Here is a 16,799-nt window from a genome sequence, read left to right on the forward strand (position 1 = left end):
GCCCCCCTCCGGAGAGGCGTCAAATCGCCCCCCCCATTACCGGGTCTGACCTGCGAAAACAAGCCTCTTCGGGTTACCAGAACGTGTCGGGCCCGCGACGAACGGTCGCCGGCCCGACACGACGACTCAGCGGGTTCCCGATGCGCCCGAGTCGTCCTGACCTGCGGGGACGTCGGCTTGCGTCGGCGCGGAGCCGGCGCCGGACGTCGCAGAGGCCTGACGTTCGTCGCTGACAGTGACGGCGGCCACCTTTGCCAATTCATCGTCATTCGCGACGGACGTAGCGGTTCCCGTCGCCAGGCGGTTCAGCATCGCGTTGTACGCCTTCAGGTCCGCGTCATCGTCCGCATCCGCACGACGATCATCGCGTCGCGCCGACCGTTCGTCGTGGCGGGACCACTGGACGAGCAGCACGATGATGACCAGTAGCAGCGGGACCTCGCCGGAAGCCCAGGTCAGGCCGCCTCCGAGCTGCTGGTCACGCATCAGGTCGGGTACCCACGGCAGGCCGAGGCCCCGGTAGAACGTCCCGCCGATGATCTCGTTCGAGCTCATCAGCGCCACCCCGAAGAAGGCGTGGAACGGCACCGACGCGAAGACGACACCCAGCCTGGCCACGGGTGGTAGCCGGCGGGGCGAAGGGTCGATCCCGATGAGCGGCCAGAAGAACAACCAGCCCACCAGCAGGAAGTGGGCGTTCATCGCCAGGTGCGCCCAGTGCTGGTTGAGCGACGTCTCGAACAGGCTCGAGAAGTACAGGACGTAGTAGCTGCCGACGAACAGCGGCAGCGTGATGAGCGGGTGCGTCAGCCAGCGGGCGACCGGCGAGTGCACCGCGGCGAGGATCCACTCGCGGGCCCCGTCGGGACGGCCGCGGCCCGCCGGGGGAAGGGCGCGCAACGCGAGCGTGACGGGCGCACCCAGCACCAGCAGGATCGGCGCGAGCATCGACAGCATCATGTGCTGGGCCATGTGCACGCTGAACATCGACGGCGCGTAGCGGCCCACGCCCGAGCTGGTGGCCAGCAGCATGACCGCGCAGCCGCAGAGCCACGCCAGTGTGCGACCCACCGGCCAGGCGTCGCCCCGGCGTCGCAACCTTCTCACCCCGACGATGTACAGGGCCGCCATCAGCAGCGCCAGCGAGCCGTAGATGAGGCTGAAGCGCCAGTCGAAGAGCAGGCGCATGAGGGTGGGCGGGCCGTCGAGGTCGTACCCGATGACGGCCTCGGTGATGCTCGGCGGCGGGGCGCCGGTGTCGGGAGGGGCGCTGCGCCCCAACGCGACCGCGAGTCCGATCGTCCCCAGCATCAGCAGGATCTCGACACCACCCAGCGCGACGAGCGCCTTCGTGCGCCCGGCCGCGGCGTCGGCGACGGTTCGCCTGCGGTGCCACGCCCCCAGGACGCCGAGCAGGATCAGCGCCACGGCCTTCGCGACGACGAGCGTCCCGTACTGGGACGTGAACAGTGCCGACAGGGGCACCCGCACGAGCGCGTTGACCACACCCGTGACGGCCAGGACCGCCCAGCAGACGAGGGCCAGCGCCGAGAAGCGGGGCACCGCCGTCGACAAGGCGGTGGCCCTGTCGCGGTTGGCGCGGCTGCTCGCGAGGACCAGCACCGCCGCGAGGCCGCCCACCCACAGCGAGGCGCCGAGGACGTGCAGGACGAGGCTGTCGGTGGCGACGTCGTGCGATCCGCCGGCCGCCGAGTGGCCGGTCAGCGACACAGGCAAGGGGCCGGCCATCGCGAGGCCGAACGCCACGACCGTCCAGCCCCAGCTCAGCACCAGCCGGCACGCGACGAGCACGACCAGCGCGATCAGCGACGTCAACGACCAGGCCGACGCGGCGGAAATCTTCGGGACGAGGTTGACGAGCAGTCCGGGGCTCAGCACGTCGGACACCGGGCGGCCCATGGTGTCGGCGACGTTGAGCGGCACCAGCAGCACCGCGCACACGAACCACGCCGACGCCGTCCAGGACGCGGCACGCACCGCGCGGTACCCGGAGACGTCGAGATATCCGCCCTTCTGCGGTGGGACGAAGAACGCTGCGGACAGCACGAAACCGATGGTCAGCACCATCGCGACCTCGGAGAGCGACCGCACGGCCGGCAACGCGACCGTCGTCAGCTCCCCGGGGTCGGGCAGACCCAGGAGGATCGCGGGGCGGGCGCCCGTGAGCACTGTCAGTCCTGCGGCGACGAGCATCGCGATGCCCGCCCCGAGCCCGATGAGACCGGCCGCCCCGGACGATGACGTCCCGGCCTTCCGTGTCTCGGGGGGCTCGGCGGTCGTCTGCGCCATGACCCCCAGGCTAAGCCTCCGGGAGGAGGCGCCGTCAGACGGCTTCCGAGGCCCCCGCCGCGGCACCGGCGAAGACGGGCTCGACGGCCGCGTCGTCGTCGCCCTCGACGGCGTCGGCGACGATGCAGGTGATGTTGTCGGGGCCGCCACCCTCGTTGGCCAGCGCGATCACGGCGTCGACGACGTCGGCGGGTGTGCGGTCGCCTCCACTGAGCAGCTGGTGCAGCAACTCGTCGTCGAGGACCGCGGTGGCTCCGTCGGAACAGAGCAGGTAGCGGTCGCCGAGGACGGCGGTGTCGTCCCACACCTCGGGGTCGGGGTCGTTGCCCGCCTGCAGCGCGCGGAGCAGGACCGACCGCCGCGGGTGCATCGCCGCCTCCTCGGGCGTGATGCGGCCTTCGTCGACGAGCGCCTGCACGACGGTGTGGTCGTGGGTGATGCGGGTGAGCCGGCCGTCGCGCAGCCGGTAGATGCGGGAGTCGCCGATGTGCAGGATGCCGATCCGGGCGTCGTCGAACAGCAGCGCCACGACCGTCGTCCCCATGCCGCGCGAGCCGGGGTCGCGGCGGGCGCCGGCGTCGAGCCGGTTGGCGGCGTCCTCGATCCCTTCGACGAGCGCGCCGGTGAGGTCGAGCTCGCGGAGGTCGTCGGGCAGGGCCTCGTCCATCGCGGCGAAGGCGGCCACGGTCAGTGAGCTCGCGAGCTCCCCGTGCGCGTGCCCGCCCATGCCGTCGGCCACGACGAGCAGCCGTTTGCCCGCGAGCGCGGAGTCCTGGTTACCGGACCTTCTGCGGCCCACATCGGAGCCGATCGCGAACCGCAGCGCCAGTGGCATGGCGCGAAGTATGGAGGCTGTGTAACCGCTTCACAACTCACGACGCGGCGAATTATCGTTGCGCGCGTGGACGACGCCGCCACCGTGAGCGCGGGAGACATCGCCCGGCTGGGTGGCGTCAGCAGGGCAGCGGTCTCCAACTGGCGACGACGACATCCCGACTTCCCGCGCCCCGTCGACGGGACCCCTGCCAGCCCCCGCTACGACCTCGCCGACGTCGAGAAGTGGTTGCGGCGCAACGGGAAAGCCAGCGAAACACCCGCGCTCGAGCGGATGTGGCAGCGAATGCGGGCAGAGGGCGGCGAACTCGGACTGGGACACGTCGTCGCCCGCGCGGGCGCCCTGCTGGTGTGGCTGCGCGACGGCGACGACGAACCGCTGCTACCCGGCGTCACCGAACGCGCGGATGCCACGTTCGTGGAACTCGCCGAGCACGTGGCCGGCGAGTACGGGCACGCCGAGGCGTTCGAACTGCTCCACGCCCGGTGGGTCGCCGCCGACTCCCGACGGCTGCGCCCCACCCCACCCGACGTCGCCGCGCGGATGCTCGACCTCGCCGGCCCCGCCGACCTGCTGCTCGACCCGGCGTGCGGCACCGGCGGACTGCTGGTCGCGTCCACGGCACCACGCGTCGCCGGGATCGACCGTGCCCCCGACCGCGCGCTCGTCGCCGCCGCCCGGCTGCGGCTCGGCCGGCGCGCCGCGTCGCTGACCGGCGCAGACACGTTCGACGCCGACCCCCCGCCCGCCGACGCCGTCGTCTGCGACCCGCCGTTCGGCGAACGGCTCGACGCCAGTGGCCCCTGGCCCCACGGCACTCCCCCGCGCGGCGAACCGGAGCTCGCCTGGGTACAACGCTGCCTGAGGGCGGTGCGGCCGGGCGGCCGCGTCGTCGTCCGGATGCCGGTGGCCGCGGCGTCGCGACGAGGGGGCCGCCACGTCCGCGCCTCCCTGCTGCGCCACGGCGCGCTGCGCGAGGTGGTCGCCGCCGGACCCGACGCCGACCTCTGGGTGCTGCGCCGGCCCGCGCCCGGCGACCCGCGGCCGTCGACACTCCTGCTCTCCGCGGGCGCCGGCGGCGACCGGCATCGTGTGCGCGTCGACGACCTGCTCGACGACACCGTCGACCTCGGGCCACGCAACCCCGCCCGGCTGGACACGGACCGTTACCCCGCCCGCGCCCGCGCACTCGGCGAGCTGCGGCTCCAGCCGCCGGAGCTGCGTGCCGCCGCCCGCGACGTCGCGACCCTCCCATTGGCGGAGCTGGAACGGGCCGGAGCGGTCCAGCACCTCCACGCCACCACCGCCGCGCCGCCGGACGCCACCCTCACCGCCGACGACGTCCGTCGCCACCGCCCGGCCTCCGGGCCCGCCGGCCAGGCGCGGTGCGTGCACGCCGAACCCGGCGACGTCGTCGTCGCCGACGGAGCCGCCCTCGTCGTCGACGCCCCCGTCGCCCTCGCCACCGGACTCACCGCCTACCGGCCCGACCCCGGGCGGCTCGACGCCGACCTCCTCGCCGGGGTCCTCGCCGACGCCGGCGGAAGCCGCTCCGACCAGCGCCGCGCGATGCTGCCCGACCTCCCGATCGCGGAGCAGCGCCCCCTCGGCGAGGCACTGCGTCTCCTTGCCGGGACATGCTCCGACCTGCTACGGGCCGCCGACGACGCCGCCGCGCTGAGCGCCCGCGCCGTCGAAGGACTGGTGTCGGGACGCCTCGTTCCCACAGGCACCCCGGTCGAGGCGCCGGGTCCGACCGACCCCGCTACCCTTGCCGGGCGACCCGGACGTTCGGGTCGTACGCCCTCGTAGCTCAGCTGGACAGAGCAAGAGCCTTCTAATCTCTGGGTCGCAGGTTCGAATCCTGCCGGGGGCACGCAGCTCAGAGGCCGACAGGCGGGGTCGGCCTCCCCGCTCGATCATGGCCGGGCGTCGGGGCTACCGGTCGTGCGGCGAGCGTCCTCAGCGGGACGCGGCCCCGGAGTCCGCAGCACGGCCGCCTTCCCCGGTGCTCGGCGACGATCACCGTCGGACACCGGCTGTGCCGCGGCGGGCGGGCTGACTGTGCGCGACGTGCCGGCCCGAGCCGAGGACGATGCCACGCAGGCTTCCTCGTCCGTGGCTGCCGACCGCCACGAGCCGCGCACCGGCCGTCGCGGGTCGGCGGGTCCGAAGTCCCTACCGGCCGGACCGGTCGGGCCGCCGTGCTCGACGCATCGGCGCGCTGCAGGAGGTGTCGCCCCGGACCGGGCCCACCGGACCGGTCGTCGGAGGACGTTCGCCTCCGGTGCGCCTCCGCGGACCCGGGCAACGTCTGCGGAGACGACGGGCCACTGACATGGCCCCGGCCCGCACCGACCTGCGTGAGAGGACGTGGTGACGACATGACCCCCAGCGACACCGGAGCCCGGGTCGTCGTCGGTCTCGACGACACCGCAACGGCACTGCACGCGGTCGCCTGGGCGGCCGCGGAAGCGTCGGCGCGCGGCTGCGCGTTGTCGATCGTCCACGCGACCCCCCGGCTCGCGGAGCCGGCGCCGGGTCGTGGCCACGACCTCCTCGACCTCGGCCGGGCCGCGGCCGCCGCGAGCGACCCGCAGCTCGCGGTGTCGACGCTGCAGGTCGACGACGGGCCGGCGACAGCCCTGCTCGACGCCGCGGAGGACGCCGTCCTGCTCGTGGCCGGTCTCGCCTCGACGACCCTTGCCGACTCGATGCTCGGCTCGATCGGGCTGGACCAGCTCGGTCCTGCGTCGTGTCCGGTGGCTGTCGTGCGCCCACCCGACACCGTCGGCGGCGCCGTCGTCGTCGCCGGGGCCGAGCCGGGCTGCGACAACTCGACCGTCCTCGCCGCCGCCTTTGCCGCAGCCGCAGCGCATCACGGTCCCCTCACCGTCGCCTACGTCCTGGCCCGAGGCACGTCGTCCACGCCGGACGACCTGCACGACTGCATCCGGCTGTGGTCTGTTCCCTACCCGTCGGTCGACGTCGACGTCAGGTCCGTGGCGGGGGAACCGGCGGACGTCCTGGCGCAGGTGTCGGAGGGCGCGAGGATGCTCGTCGTCGGCGGCCCGAGCGGTCGCGGCGGCGAGCGGCCGCTCTTCGGCTCGACCACCCGCTCCCTCGCGTGGAACAGCAGGTGCCCCGTGCTCGTGGCGCGGGCGACCGCCGGGGCGGGCGGCCCGGCGCGGCTCGTCGGCACCACCGCCGCCGCGGGGGACCCGCCTGCGCGCGGTTGATCCTCGTCGGCAGTCTTCCCCACCGCGGTGTCGACGTTTCCTTCGTCATGCTCCGGCCCCGTCGTCAGTGCGTGCGCGGTCCCTCCCGGCCCCTCCACCCAGGCTCGGCCCGGCGCCACTCGGCGGCCCATTCGGTCGCCCGCAGCCGGTCGAGCGACCGTCGTTCGACCCACACGACGAGCGCGAGCAGGGCCGCGCCGGCGGCGAGCGTGCCCAGCGCACTCACCGCGGTCATGACCAGCGGGAACTCGGGGCCCGGTGGAGGGGCGACGACGTCGCCTTCACGGTTCGTCCAGATCGTGACGGCCGACCCTGCTCGCGTCAGCGCCGGCACCTGCGTGAAGCCGGTACGGACCGTGCCGTGGGAATCCGTCCATCGCACGCCGCCGTGTACGGAGGCGAGCCCACCGTCGCGCGGGGCCGCGGGTACGTCGGACAGCGTCGTCGCGGGCGTCTGTGCGAGTTCGGCGGCCCGCCGGCGCATCGTGTCCGTGGCCGCACCGTTGACCCACGCGCCGACGGCCGCCGTCACGACGAGCACGGCGGCGGCGAGACCGCAGAGCAACCACGTGGTCACGGCCTCGACCCGGTCGCTGCGACGACGGGGCCCGCGGCGCCGGCCGGTCGGGCGCCCGGGCTGCTCGTCGGTGCGCATGGCTTCCTCCTGTGCCGACTCGGCGGCGACGAACGGGCCTCCTGTGCCGACTCGGCGGCGACGAACGGGCTGCTGCGCGGGGCGGCTGTGTGGATCGGCGACGAGCACATCGCACCGACGTCACGGCGTCCCAGGGCCGAGCGGTCCGTCGCGAGCGCCGGAGGTCCCGCATCCGCGGGCCCGGGGTGTGGAGCGGTTCGTCCACCTCGTCCGGTGCGTCGGGTCGTCACACGGATTCGGATCAGGGCCCCGGCGGTGGCACGACGAGAACCGAGCACTTCGCGTGGTGCACCAGCGCACGGCTGACCGAGCCGAGCAGGAAGTCCCGCACGGCACCGCGTCGTCGGCTGCCGACGACCACTGTCCAGGCGTTCTCCGACAGGGTGGTGAGCGTGCCCGCGGCGCCGTCGCGGACGAAGACGCGCCGGACGGCGACCTCGGGGAACTCCTTCTCCCAGGGCGCCGTCCACTTCGCGACCAGGTCGTCGGACGTCGACTCGATGAGCGGCCAGTCGAGCAGCGGCAGCGCGACCGGGTCGAGCTTCGCGGTGTTCCAGGCGTGGACGACGACGAGCTCGCAGCCATGGGCGGCCGCCTCGGTGAAGCCGAGCCGCAGGATGTCGTCGCGGCCCGCGGAGTCGTCGACACCGACCACGACCGGCGCACCCGGCGGTGTCAGGTCGCGGACCACCGCGACCGGGCAGTGCGCGTGCGCGGCCAGCGCCAACGCGACCGACCCGAGCAGCAGCTCGCCGAACCCCCCGGTGCCGCGGCCTCCGACGACCAGCAGCGAGGCGCCCGCGGACTCGCGTTCGAGTGCTGCCGCGGCGGCGCCGTCGATCACGTCGCCGCTGACCGGCAGGCCTGGCTGCAGGGCTGTGACGCGTGCGGTGGCCGCAGCGACGTGGCCTCGCGCCTGGTCGAGGAGCACGCTGCGCAGAGGGCCCTCCCCCAGCGCGGGAAGCCCGATCGCCCGGTACGTCGTCCACTCCACCGCGGCGACGAGCCGCAGGCTCGTGGAGTGCGCCGCGGCCTCGGCTGCGGCCCGTTCCACTGCGGCGAGCGCGGCGTACGACCCGTCGACGCCGGCGACGACGGGCAGGCGCCACACGACACCACCGCGGGCGTCCTGATCGGCGGCACTGTTCACGACTCCTCCTCACGAACGACGGCGACCCGGGCACGGGCTGAGCCGAAACGGCGCCGGGCTGACCGAGCCGAGCAACGCGTCGCGCAGCGGGCCGCGGCCATGGTCGTCGACGACGACCGACTGCGCGCCGACGGACATCGTCACCGGCGTCGCGGCGGCGCTGTCGCGGACGAACTTCTCGCCCCGCCCGGCCAGACGTTCGCGCCGGGGGCGGGGACCCTCGCAGGTCCGTCGTTCACGTGCCGATGGCGAGGGGAACCCCGGCCGCGATCGTGCATCGCGTGGTTCCGATCACCGATTCCGCGATCCTGATCGCCAGGCTGCGATCCGGTACGTCGGCGGGATGATCGGATCTCAGAACGACCTCCCCGTCGTCCACCCGCACCGTCCACCGGTCCCCGAAACGCAGCGTCAGGCGGCGTCGTACGTCAGCGCGAATGTCCGCATCGGGGCGGGCGAGGGCGTGGATGAGGTCGCGCCAGGTGACCACCCCGGTGACGACCCCGTCGTCGACGACCGGGATCGAACGCAGACCTCCCTCACGCATCACGATGAGCAAATCCCCGGCGTCGTCCCTCGCGGAGGCGGTGAGGACGTCGCGGCGGACGACATCGCCGACGAGCCTGCTCACCCTGCGCGGTCGCCGGTCCGGTACGGGCAGGCGCGGGTCCGGCGGGAGGCGATCGCTGAGGACGTCCGTCTCGCCGACGACCCCGACCAGCCGTCCTCCGTCGTCCACCACCGGGAGCATGGTGAAGCCGCGTTCGTCGAGCAGCCGGGACGCCTCCTTCACGGTCGCGCCGCATCCGACCACGACGGCCGGCGCCGACATCACCTCGCGGACACGCATGACTCCTCCTCCTCCGTATATCGGGCCCGGCGTTCCTGACCCCCGGTCGACGCTAGGACGGCGCGGGCCGCCCCCGATGCCGACGAAGGACCCGGGCGGGCGGGACCTCCCGCCCGACGCCGCCTCACCCGCTCGGGGTCGTTGGGCCCTGTCCGCCGGACGACCCCCGGCCGACGGTGGGTTCCCGCACACGAGAGGAGCGCTGCGTCCGAGGCGCACACGCGTCGGGATCAACGGCGTGGACCGTGGGGACGAGCTCGCCCGCGGGCGCGAACAGGATCGCCGGGTCGAGAGGCTCGGGGGGCTCGCCGTCGGCGGGTCCCGCGGACGCCACCCCGAGCGCGAGTGCACGCCCGCGCGCCTGCTCGGACCTCGTGAGGACGTGGACGACGACACCCTGGGCACGGGCCACCTGCGCGACCACGTGCGCGGACCCCCCGAACCCGGAGAGTCCGAGCCGGCCTCCCGACGGCAGCTCGGCACGCAGCCGCGCGCGGTATCCGACGATCCCGGCGCAGAGCAGCGGTGCGGCGGCCCGGCTCGGGTTCGGGCCGCCAGGTCCGGACCAGTGGTGTCGAGATCGCGACGGGGCCCGGCCGGTCGACCACCCAGGCCTGCATCGTGGCCACGTCAACCGTGCTGTCCGGCGAGCGGCTCCAGGACGTCACGCACGGAGACGATCCCCGCCACGGCCCCGGACGCGGCGCGCACCGGCACGTGACGGACACGGGCCTCGTGCATCCGCTGTGCGACCTCGCCGATCGCGTCCTGGGGGTCCGCCCAGACGATCTCGGTGGTCATGAGATCGGCGGCCTGGAGACGGTCCAGGTCGCCGCCGGTCGCGAGGGCTGTCACGACATCGCGTTCGGACACGATGCCGATGGGGCCGTGCGGGCCCGTGACCAGGACTGCTCCGATCTCGTCGGCGACGAGCTCCTCGGCGATCTCGCGGGCGCTGCAATGCTCAGCGACCGTCGCGACCGGTGCACGCATGACGCGTCGAACCTGGTCGGCCGGGCCGATCCGCTCGGTCTCACCACGCATGGTTCCTCCGTGTCGTCGAGCGATCGTCGATCGTCTCCGCGATCGTCGTCCTGGCGCGGCCGCGCCGGGCAGAGCCCATCGACCTCCCGCTCCCGGGTCCACGGCCGGTGTCCGACGCCTCGTCGCGGGGTCCGACGGCCCGTCGCCACCCCGTCGTCCGGCCCTGGCTCCGCCGGCCCGATCGGCGAACCGTGAGGGCACCGCCCGCACACCCGGGCTCGAGTCCGAAGGAGACCCTCATGGCCACAACAGCTCCCGTCATCTCGGCCGCCGGTGCCGACGGGGCAGCCGTCGCTGTCGTCGTCGACGACAGTGGGATCCGCATCGGCGTCGCGGACGAGCACGGCCAGGTGCGCGACTTCTCCGGCATCCACATCGGCGCGCTGGCCGCGGGCCGCGACGGTGCGGTCCTCGACTTCGCCGGGGTGCGCATCGGTCACACCCTGCGCGCGGGGGGATGACACGCGCACACCGCAGGCTGCCCGGGCCGGGCCTCACCGTTCCACGGACGGGGAGCCCGGCCCCGCTCATGGGGCACGGCCGGTGCCCCGTTGTGTTCGTCGGTGCGGCGCGCGACCGGCGCGAGGTCGCGCTCGGGTGCCGGTCCCGGCAGTGCCCGAGACGGCCCGGGCCGGTCACCGGCCCGATCAGCGCCCCGGGTCGCCGGCCCGGACGTCAGTGCACGCAGCGGTGATCGTCGGCGGGTGCGCCCGTTCGGATCGCGAGGACGGCTGCCTCCGCCGCGCGGGACGCGCTCACGGCGAGCCCGGGACCGTTGCGACGTCGGCGGGCGCCCGGTCCGCGCCGGCCGAGACATACCGGTCGAGGAGCGGCGGAACGGCGACGATCGGGCAGGGCGCGAACTCGATCAGCTGACGCATCGTCGACCGCGCCGACGGCGGCTGTTCGTGGTGGCCGACCACGATCGCACGAGCGGATGCGGCGAGGCCCACCAGACCCGGCCCGCCATGCTCCTCGATCACCTCACCGGTGACAGCGACGCCGCCATCCTGGTCGTTCACCCAGCGCATGGCCCAGTCGACGAGGCGACGGGCCGCTGCACCGTCCTCATCGGAGACCGTGCCCGACGACTCCCGACCGGCGGCGCAGTGCGCCACGAGGACCGGCGCCCCCCACGCACGGGCCAGCAGGAGCGCGGTGTCGAGGACGCCCGGTCCGGTCCGCAGGTCCTCCACCGCTGCGACCACGGGACCGCCGCGTGCGGGGGGCACCCCCGGCGTCGCCCCCCGGACGACGGCGACCGGGCATCCCACCCTGCCGGCCAGCCCGAGGGCGATGTGGCCCACGAGGGTGCCGGACCAGGCCCCGTCGCCGTAGCTGCCGACGACGAGGAGGCGCGCATGGCGCGCCCTGTTGTGCAGCAGATCCACCGTGTTGCCGTGGACGACCTCCACCGCTGCATGTGCGACGCCGCACCGTTCGGCGTCGGCGAGCAGCTCACGCATGTACGGCGGGTGTGGCGCGAGGGCCAGTCGAGCGGAACCGTGGAGCTGAGCGTGCAGGAGCACGAGCGGTGTTCCGGTGGCCGCTGCGAGATCCGCGGCCCAGTGCAGGGCGACGCGGGACGACGCGGACTCGTCGACACCGACGACGACAGGGCGGGGTCGGTGTTCGTCGGACATCTCGGCCTCCATGACGACGCGTACTTCGGTACGCCTCAGCCTCGACCGGACGGACGCGCCCCTCCAGAGGACCTCGGTGGGTTCGGCCGGGGGCGAAGGTCCCCCTCCGCTGTCCCCGCGCATTCTTTCTTCGATACGGAACCGCGGGTCAGGGCAGGACCCGTCGGTGTCAGCTCTCCGTGGCGGTGATGGCCCCTTCGGGGCAGGCGTGCACCGCGCGGCTGGTGAGCTCTTCCTGGCCGGGCGGCACGGGAATCGGGACGTCGCGCTGCATGCTGTAGCCCTCGTCGTCGGGTTCGAAGACGTCGGGGGCGAGGGAGTAGCAGCGGCCGTGCCCGGTGCACAGCGATCCATCGACGGTGACCTTCACCGGTCCTCCTTGTGCGTGGCGGCAGCGGAGTGCGTGGCGGCAGCGGAGTGCGTGGCGGCAGCGGAGTGCGTGGCGGCAGCGGAGTGCGTGGCGGCAGTGGACGTCGCGTCAGGTGGAGGGGGTCCAGACGAGGTGCAGGTTCTTCATGGTGCGCAGCTGCGCGCTCTCATAGGTCGGAGCACTCCCGGGCTTGAGCTCGAAATCGGGGATGCGGGCGAGGAACTCCTCGATCGTGACCCGCAGCTCCAGGCGCGCGAGATGCGCACCGAGGCACCGGTGGACACCCACGCCGAAGGCGGACTGCACGATGTCGGTACGCCGGATGTCGAACTCGGCCGGGTCGGCACAGGCCGCGGGATCGCGGGAGGCGGCAGCGTAGTTCAGCGCGACGCGGTCGCCCGCCTTGAGCTGCACCCCGCCGATCTCGACGTCGTTGCGCACCGTTCGGGCCGGCGCGACCACCGGCGGGTAGAGCCGCACGGTCTCCTCGACCGCGTTCGCGACGAGATCAGGATTGGCGATGAGATCACGGCGGATCTCGGGGTGGGTGGCGAAGTGGTAGATCGCGCCGGACATGGCGTGGGTGGTGGTCGCCAATCCGCCGAAGACGACGTCGAGCAGGGTGTGGACCTTGTCCTCCCATGGGGACGGCTCGCCGTCCTTGTCGACACCGGCGACGATGGCGTCGATGACGTCGCCGCGTGGGTCCTCTTCGCTGCGACGCTTCAGGAACGCGTCGAGGTACCCGTAGACGCGGACGAACGCGGGAACACGGTCGTCGAGGGGCCCGAACGAGTAGGTGTCGATGTCCTGGAACAGCTGAGGCAGGTCGGCTTCGGGCACCGGGACGATCGAGTTGAACAGCACCAGACCGGGCAGGTGCGCGGCGAAGTCGGCGACGAACTCGCATTCACCCTTGTCGGCGAAACCGTCGAGCAGCCGGCGAGCGCAGTCGTGGGCGAGCTCTTCGACCTTTGCGACGTTGCCGGGCGCGAAGAACGGGTTGAGCACCCGGCGCCAGGTGTCGTGGTAGGGCGGGTCGAGGTCTTCGGGCAGGATCGGGATCGACTGGTCGGGTGGGTTGAGCAGCCATCCGTCCGCGCTCGAGAAGGTGCGCCAGTCCTGCCCGGCCTTACGCACGTCGGCGTGCTTGTTGATCACGTGGTAGCCCTTGCCGACCGTGCTGTGGGCGACCGGGCAGTGGGCGACGAGATCATCGAGGACTTCTTCGAAGTTCTCGGCCAGCGACACGTCTTCGATGTCGAAGTCGGTGTGCATGTCGCGGCTGGTCACGCGGGCTTCGGTCACGTCGTTGTGCCCTTCGTTCTCATCTCAGCAGCAGCCGAGTAGCTAATAACGATGACCCTAGATTGAGGGCGTCGACAAATACTGTCAAGCTCCCATCCGCGTGACCCACTGCCCGAATTTCAGGGATATTGTGTTCATAGTTAGGCGTCACTTAGCTAGCGACGCCGGTCGGTCCGATGGCCGCAGCCGAGCACGTCGGTGGGCCGACCATCCGTGGCAACGGCCCCTTGCCGGCGGTGGCTGTAGAGGGTCGGTCCGGGACCAAGAACGCCAAACTGCGGCGCCGGTGTGGACCGCGCCGGTAACGACCTCGCTACGTGACGGGTGTGCCCTGGTGGAAGAACACCCGCCACGGCCCGCCGTCGCGGCGACGCCACAACGAGCTGCGCAGCGCGGGGCGGCCCGGGGCGCCGGTGCGGTAGGTGAGCAGGACGACGTCGTCGGCCAGGCGGGTCGCGACCATGTCGTCGCAACGCGGTGGCGGGGAGTCGTCGGCAGCCATCATGTCGAGGATCGACTCCCGGTCCCACACTCGGCCCGAGGCGCCGAACTCGTGGAACTGCGGGTCGAGCAGTTCACCGGCGAGGCGCCGGGAGCCCCGGACCGCACGGTCCTGCAGCGCCAGCTCCAGATCGACGACGGCACGCAGGTCGGGGTAGTCGGTCATCGGCCGATCCTCGGTGCCCGCACGTCCGGGATGCAATGCGTGTGCGGGGCGCGACTCTCGATCGCCGGCGCCGGCCGGCCGGCCGCGCAGGAATGCCGGGCGGCGAGGTGCGGGACAGCGACGCGTGGGGCGACGCGCGACGACGACCACGCCGGCATGTCCGCCGACGACGTGGTCGGCGCGGCGACTGGCGGGGCACGCCGTTCACCTCCGAGAGCGAGCGCCACGTCTCGATGTGGCGCAGGCCCGCCGCCTGAGGTCAGCGCGGGCCGGTGTCGTCGACGGGCGGCAGGGCGAGGTGGTCGCGCAGGGTGCCGCCGGTGTACTCGGTGCGGTAGACGCCGCGGTCCTGCAGCGCGGGGACCAGCTTCTCGACGATCTCGGTGAGCGACTGCGGGATCAGGTACGGGAGCAGGTTGAACCCGTCGACGGCGCGGGTGCGGACGAAGCGCGCCCACTCGTCGGCGACCTGGCCGGGCGTGCCGACGAAGGACGGGTGCCCGGGCGACACCTCCAGGGCGAGCTGCCGGATGGACAGCCCCTGCGCCGCGGCCTGCTCGCGCCAGCGGGCGATCAGGTCGAGCTTGCCCTTGCGCCGGTCGATGGAGATCGTGCCGCGGGACGGGTCGAGCTCGTCGGCGCTGGGTTCGATGTCGGGCAGCGGCCCGTCGGGGTCGTACCCGGACAGGTCGGCCCCCCAGTACTGCTCGAAGTAGGCGAGTGCGCGCGGCCCGGTGATCTGTTCCTCGCGGACCCAGCGCGCTTTGTCCTCCGCGTCGGCGGGTGTGTCGCCGAGTACCACACCGGCGCCGGGCAGGATGCGCAGCGAGTCCGGCGACCGACCGTGGCGGGCGAGGCGTTCCCGCAGGTCGGTGGCGTAGGCGAGCGCGGCGTCGTACTCGGTGTGGGCGGTGAAGACGACGTCGGCGTGGCGCGCGGCGAGGTCCCGGCCGCCTGCGGAGTCACCCGCCTGGAACAGGACCGGACGGCCCTGGCGGCTGCCGGGCACCGTCGGGGTCGCGGTCAGGTGGACGAGGTCGGTGGCCCGTCGGACGTCGGCGATGGCGCCGGGGCGGCTCCAGCTCTTGGCACGGGCGTCCTGCGCGGCGTCGGGTTCCCACGCGGCCCAGAGCGCTTTCGCGGCCTCCACGAACTCGCCCGCCCGCTCGTAGCGGCGTGCGTGCTCGAGCCAGCCGCCGTGCCGGAAGTTCTCGCCGGTCCACGCGTTGTCGGTGGTGACGATGTTCCAGCCGGCGCGGCCGTCGGACAGCAGGTCGAGGCTGGCGAGGCGGCGGGCGAGGTCGGCCGGCTCGTTGTAGGTCGTGTTCTGGGTGGCGACGAGACCGATCCGGCTCGTCGCACCGGCGAGGGCGGCGAGCTGGGTGATGGCGTCGGGGCGGCCGGCGACGTCGAGGTCGTAGGGGCGGCCGCGGTTCTCCCGCACGCGCAGGCCCTCGCCGAGGAAGAACGCGTCGAACAGGCCGCGTTCGAGGAGCTGTACGACGTCGACGAACGTCTCGATCGCCATGTGCGGCGCGGCGTCGGGGTGGGCCCAGATCAGCTGCGGTCCGACGCCGGTGAGGAAGACACCGAGGTGGACCTGCGGCTCGGTGGAGGGTCGGTCGGTCACGCGGGGCTCCCAGCGGCGACGTGGCGGTTGGCTGGACGGGGCAGTCCGAGGGACGCGCGCAGTGTGCGTCCGGGGCGACGCAGCAGGTCGCGGAGTCCCGGCAGCACCTCGGTCGCGAGGAGCGGGAGGTCGACGGCCAGGACGGCCGGGTGGAACCGGACCCCGTCGACGCTGCCCGCGAGTCGCTTCAGCACCGTCACGAGACCGGCGGGGGTCCCGACGTGGCGCAGCCGGCCGGTCGGGGGCCACACGGTGTCGGCGTCGAGCGCCGCGAGGCGGGCGGCAGCAGCCGGGTCGGAGCCGTCGAGGACGACGTCGACCTCGGCGAACACGCGGGGCGCACCGGCGTCCCTGGCCCGGGTCGCGGCGGCGGCGACGTCGTCGGGGTCGGTCCCCCGCACGAGGACGACGTCGGCGCGGTCGGCGATGCCCAGCGCCGCGTCGGCGATCACGACGATCTGCCCCTGGGGAGGGCGGGGCGTGATCAGCGGCCCCTTCACGGTGAACCGGGCCCCGGTGAAGTCCACGTGGTGGACCTTGTCGGGGTCGAGGTAGCGGCCGGTGGCGACGTCGCGGACGACGCTGTCGTCCTCCCAGGAGTCCCACAGCGCTCGTGCGACGTCGACGACGTCGGCGGTCTCGCGGTGCAACGCGTCGTCGCCGAGCGGGACGGCGCCGACGGTCGCGGCCGACGCGGCGTCGTTCGCGGTGCCGACGACCCAGCCGGCCCGGCCGTTGGTCGCGTGGTCGAGCGCCGCCAGCTGCGTCGCGAGGTGGAACGGCTCGGTCGTGGCGACGTGCAGCGTCGGGGCCAGGCCGAGGCTGCGGGTCGTGGTCGCGACGAACGCGGCGCGGGTGCCCGCCTCGAGCCGGCCCGCGGCGTCGAGACCGCTGCTGGGCGGCAGTGGTCCGTCGGCGAAGGTCGCGAGGGCGAACCCGGCGTCCTCCGCGGTCCGCACGACCGAGCGCAGCGCGGCCGGGCCGAGGACGTCGGCCGGCGCTCGCCCGGACCACCGCCACGCGGCCGGGTGGGCACCGTCGCCGTCGAGCTCGACGGCGGCGACGAGCCCACCGCCGGGGACGTGTGCGGTCATGGGA

The 16,799-nt window shown here is 73.6% G+C and carries 15 protein-coding genes and 1 tRNA gene; 4 read left to right on the top strand and 12 right to left on the bottom strand.

Going from position 1 to position 16,799, the window contains the following annotated elements:
• Positions 1-126: 126 nt before the first annotated feature.
• Both PSU4_RS12955 and PSU4_RS12960 read right to left on the bottom strand, forming a co-directional pair.
• The gene (locus PSU4_RS12955; RefSeq protein WP_147107115.1) at positions 127-2,310 is read right to left on the bottom strand and encodes a bifunctional copper resistance protein CopD/cytochrome c oxidase assembly protein; all 2,184 of its coding nucleotides are present in this window, start codon (positions 2,308-2,310) and stop codon (positions 127-129) included.
• 34 nt (positions 2,311-2,344) lie between these two features.
• Positions 2,345-3,145, bottom strand: a complete 801-nt coding sequence (locus tag PSU4_RS12960) for a PP2C family protein-serine/threonine phosphatase (protein ID WP_147107117.1) — start codon at positions 3,143-3,145, stop codon at positions 2,345-2,347.
• 66 nt (positions 3,146-3,211) lie between these two features.
• On the opposite strand from PSU4_RS12960, the gene PSU4_RS12965 reads away from it, so the two are divergent.
• The 3 genes from PSU4_RS12965 (at position 3,212) to PSU4_RS12975 (ending at position 6,384) form a co-directional block, all read left to right on the top strand.
• Positions 3,212-4,957, top strand: a complete 1,746-nt coding sequence (locus tag PSU4_RS12965) for an N-6 DNA methylase family protein (protein ID WP_147107120.1) — start codon at positions 3,212-3,214, stop codon at positions 4,955-4,957.
• A tRNA-Arg gene (locus PSU4_RS12970) sits at positions 4,948-5,021 on the top strand. Before PSU4_RS12965 ends, PSU4_RS12970 begins: the two co-directional genes overlap by 10 nt.
• Before the next feature lie 508 nt (positions 5,022-5,529).
• Complete coding sequence (locus PSU4_RS12975; RefSeq protein ID WP_147107123.1) at positions 5,530-6,384, top strand: universal stress protein; 855 nt, start codon at positions 5,530-5,532, stop codon at positions 6,382-6,384.
• 64 nt (positions 6,385-6,448) lie between these two features.
• Here the strand turns inward: PSU4_RS12975 and PSU4_RS12980 are convergent, their stop codons facing one another.
• From PSU4_RS12980 to PSU4_RS13000, 4 genes are all read right to left on the bottom strand, one after another.
• A complete protein-coding gene (locus PSU4_RS12980; RefSeq protein ID WP_147107125.1) occupies positions 6,449-7,039 on the bottom strand; it encodes an Rv1733c family protein in 591 nt (196 codons plus the stop codon).
• 241 nt (positions 7,040-7,280) lie between these two features.
• On the bottom strand, positions 7,281-8,189 hold the full coding sequence (locus PSU4_RS12985) for a universal stress protein (RefSeq protein ID WP_147107128.1): 909 nt from the start codon (positions 8,187-8,189) through the stop codon (positions 7,281-7,283).
• A gap of 235 nt (positions 8,190-8,424) precedes the next feature.
• A complete protein-coding gene (locus PSU4_RS12990; protein ID WP_147107131.1) occupies positions 8,425-9,039 on the bottom strand; it encodes a CBS domain-containing protein in 615 nt (204 codons plus the stop codon).
• A 630-nt stretch (positions 9,040-9,669) separates the two neighbouring features.
• The gene (locus PSU4_RS13000) at positions 9,670-10,083 is read right to left on the bottom strand and encodes a CBS domain-containing protein (protein WP_147107134.1); all 414 of its coding nucleotides are present in this window, start codon (positions 10,081-10,083) and stop codon (positions 9,670-9,672) included.
• A 239-nt stretch (positions 10,084-10,322) separates the two neighbouring features.
• Here PSU4_RS13000 and PSU4_RS13005 point away from each other — a divergent pair, with 239 nt between their 5' ends.
• A complete protein-coding gene (locus tag PSU4_RS13005; protein WP_147107137.1) occupies positions 10,323-10,544 on the top strand; it encodes a hypothetical protein in 222 nt (73 codons plus the stop codon).
• A gap of 294 nt (positions 10,545-10,838) precedes the next feature.
• Here PSU4_RS13005 and PSU4_RS13010 read toward each other — a convergent pair whose 3' ends face one another.
• The 6 genes from PSU4_RS13010 to PSU4_RS13035 all read right to left on the bottom strand — a co-directional run bounded on the left by PSU4_RS13010 (position 10,839) and on the right by PSU4_RS13035 (position 16,795).
• A complete protein-coding gene (locus PSU4_RS13010; RefSeq protein WP_186816908.1) occupies positions 10,839-11,726 on the bottom strand; it encodes a universal stress protein in 888 nt (295 codons plus the stop codon).
• A gap of 169 nt (positions 11,727-11,895) precedes the next feature.
• Positions 11,896-12,096 carry a ferredoxin gene (locus PSU4_RS13015; protein ID WP_147107143.1) on the bottom strand — a complete coding sequence of 67 codons (201 nt, stop codon included), beginning with the start codon at positions 12,094-12,096 and terminating at the stop codon, positions 11,896-11,898.
• A gap of 108 nt (positions 12,097-12,204) precedes the next feature.
• Positions 12,205-13,404, bottom strand: a complete 1,200-nt coding sequence (locus PSU4_RS13020; RefSeq protein WP_147107146.1) for a cytochrome P450 — start codon at positions 13,402-13,404, stop codon at positions 12,205-12,207.
• Between the two features lie 313 nt (positions 13,405-13,717).
• Entirely contained in the window at positions 13,718-14,071 is a 354-nt protein-coding gene (locus tag PSU4_RS13025; protein WP_147107150.1) for a nuclear transport factor 2 family protein, read from the bottom strand.
• A gap of 259 nt (positions 14,072-14,330) precedes the next feature.
• Complete coding sequence (locus PSU4_RS13030) at positions 14,331-15,701, bottom strand: NtaA/DmoA family FMN-dependent monooxygenase (RefSeq protein WP_147107153.1); 1,371 nt, start codon at positions 15,699-15,701, stop codon at positions 14,331-14,333.
• Positions 15,698-16,795: an LLM class flavin-dependent oxidoreductase gene (locus PSU4_RS13035; protein WP_147107155.1), complete on the bottom strand. Its 1,098-nt coding sequence runs from the start codon at positions 16,793-16,795 to the stop codon at positions 15,698-15,700. Before PSU4_RS13035 ends, PSU4_RS13030 begins: the two co-directional genes overlap by 4 nt.
• Between the last annotated feature and the right edge of the window lie 4 nt (positions 16,796-16,799).

Origin of the sequence: Pseudonocardia sulfidoxydans NBRC 16205 (genome assembly GCF_007989085.1) — a bacterium.
Taxonomy (GTDB): domain Bacteria; phylum Actinomycetota; class Actinomycetes; order Mycobacteriales; family Pseudonocardiaceae; genus Pseudonocardia; species Pseudonocardia sulfidoxydans.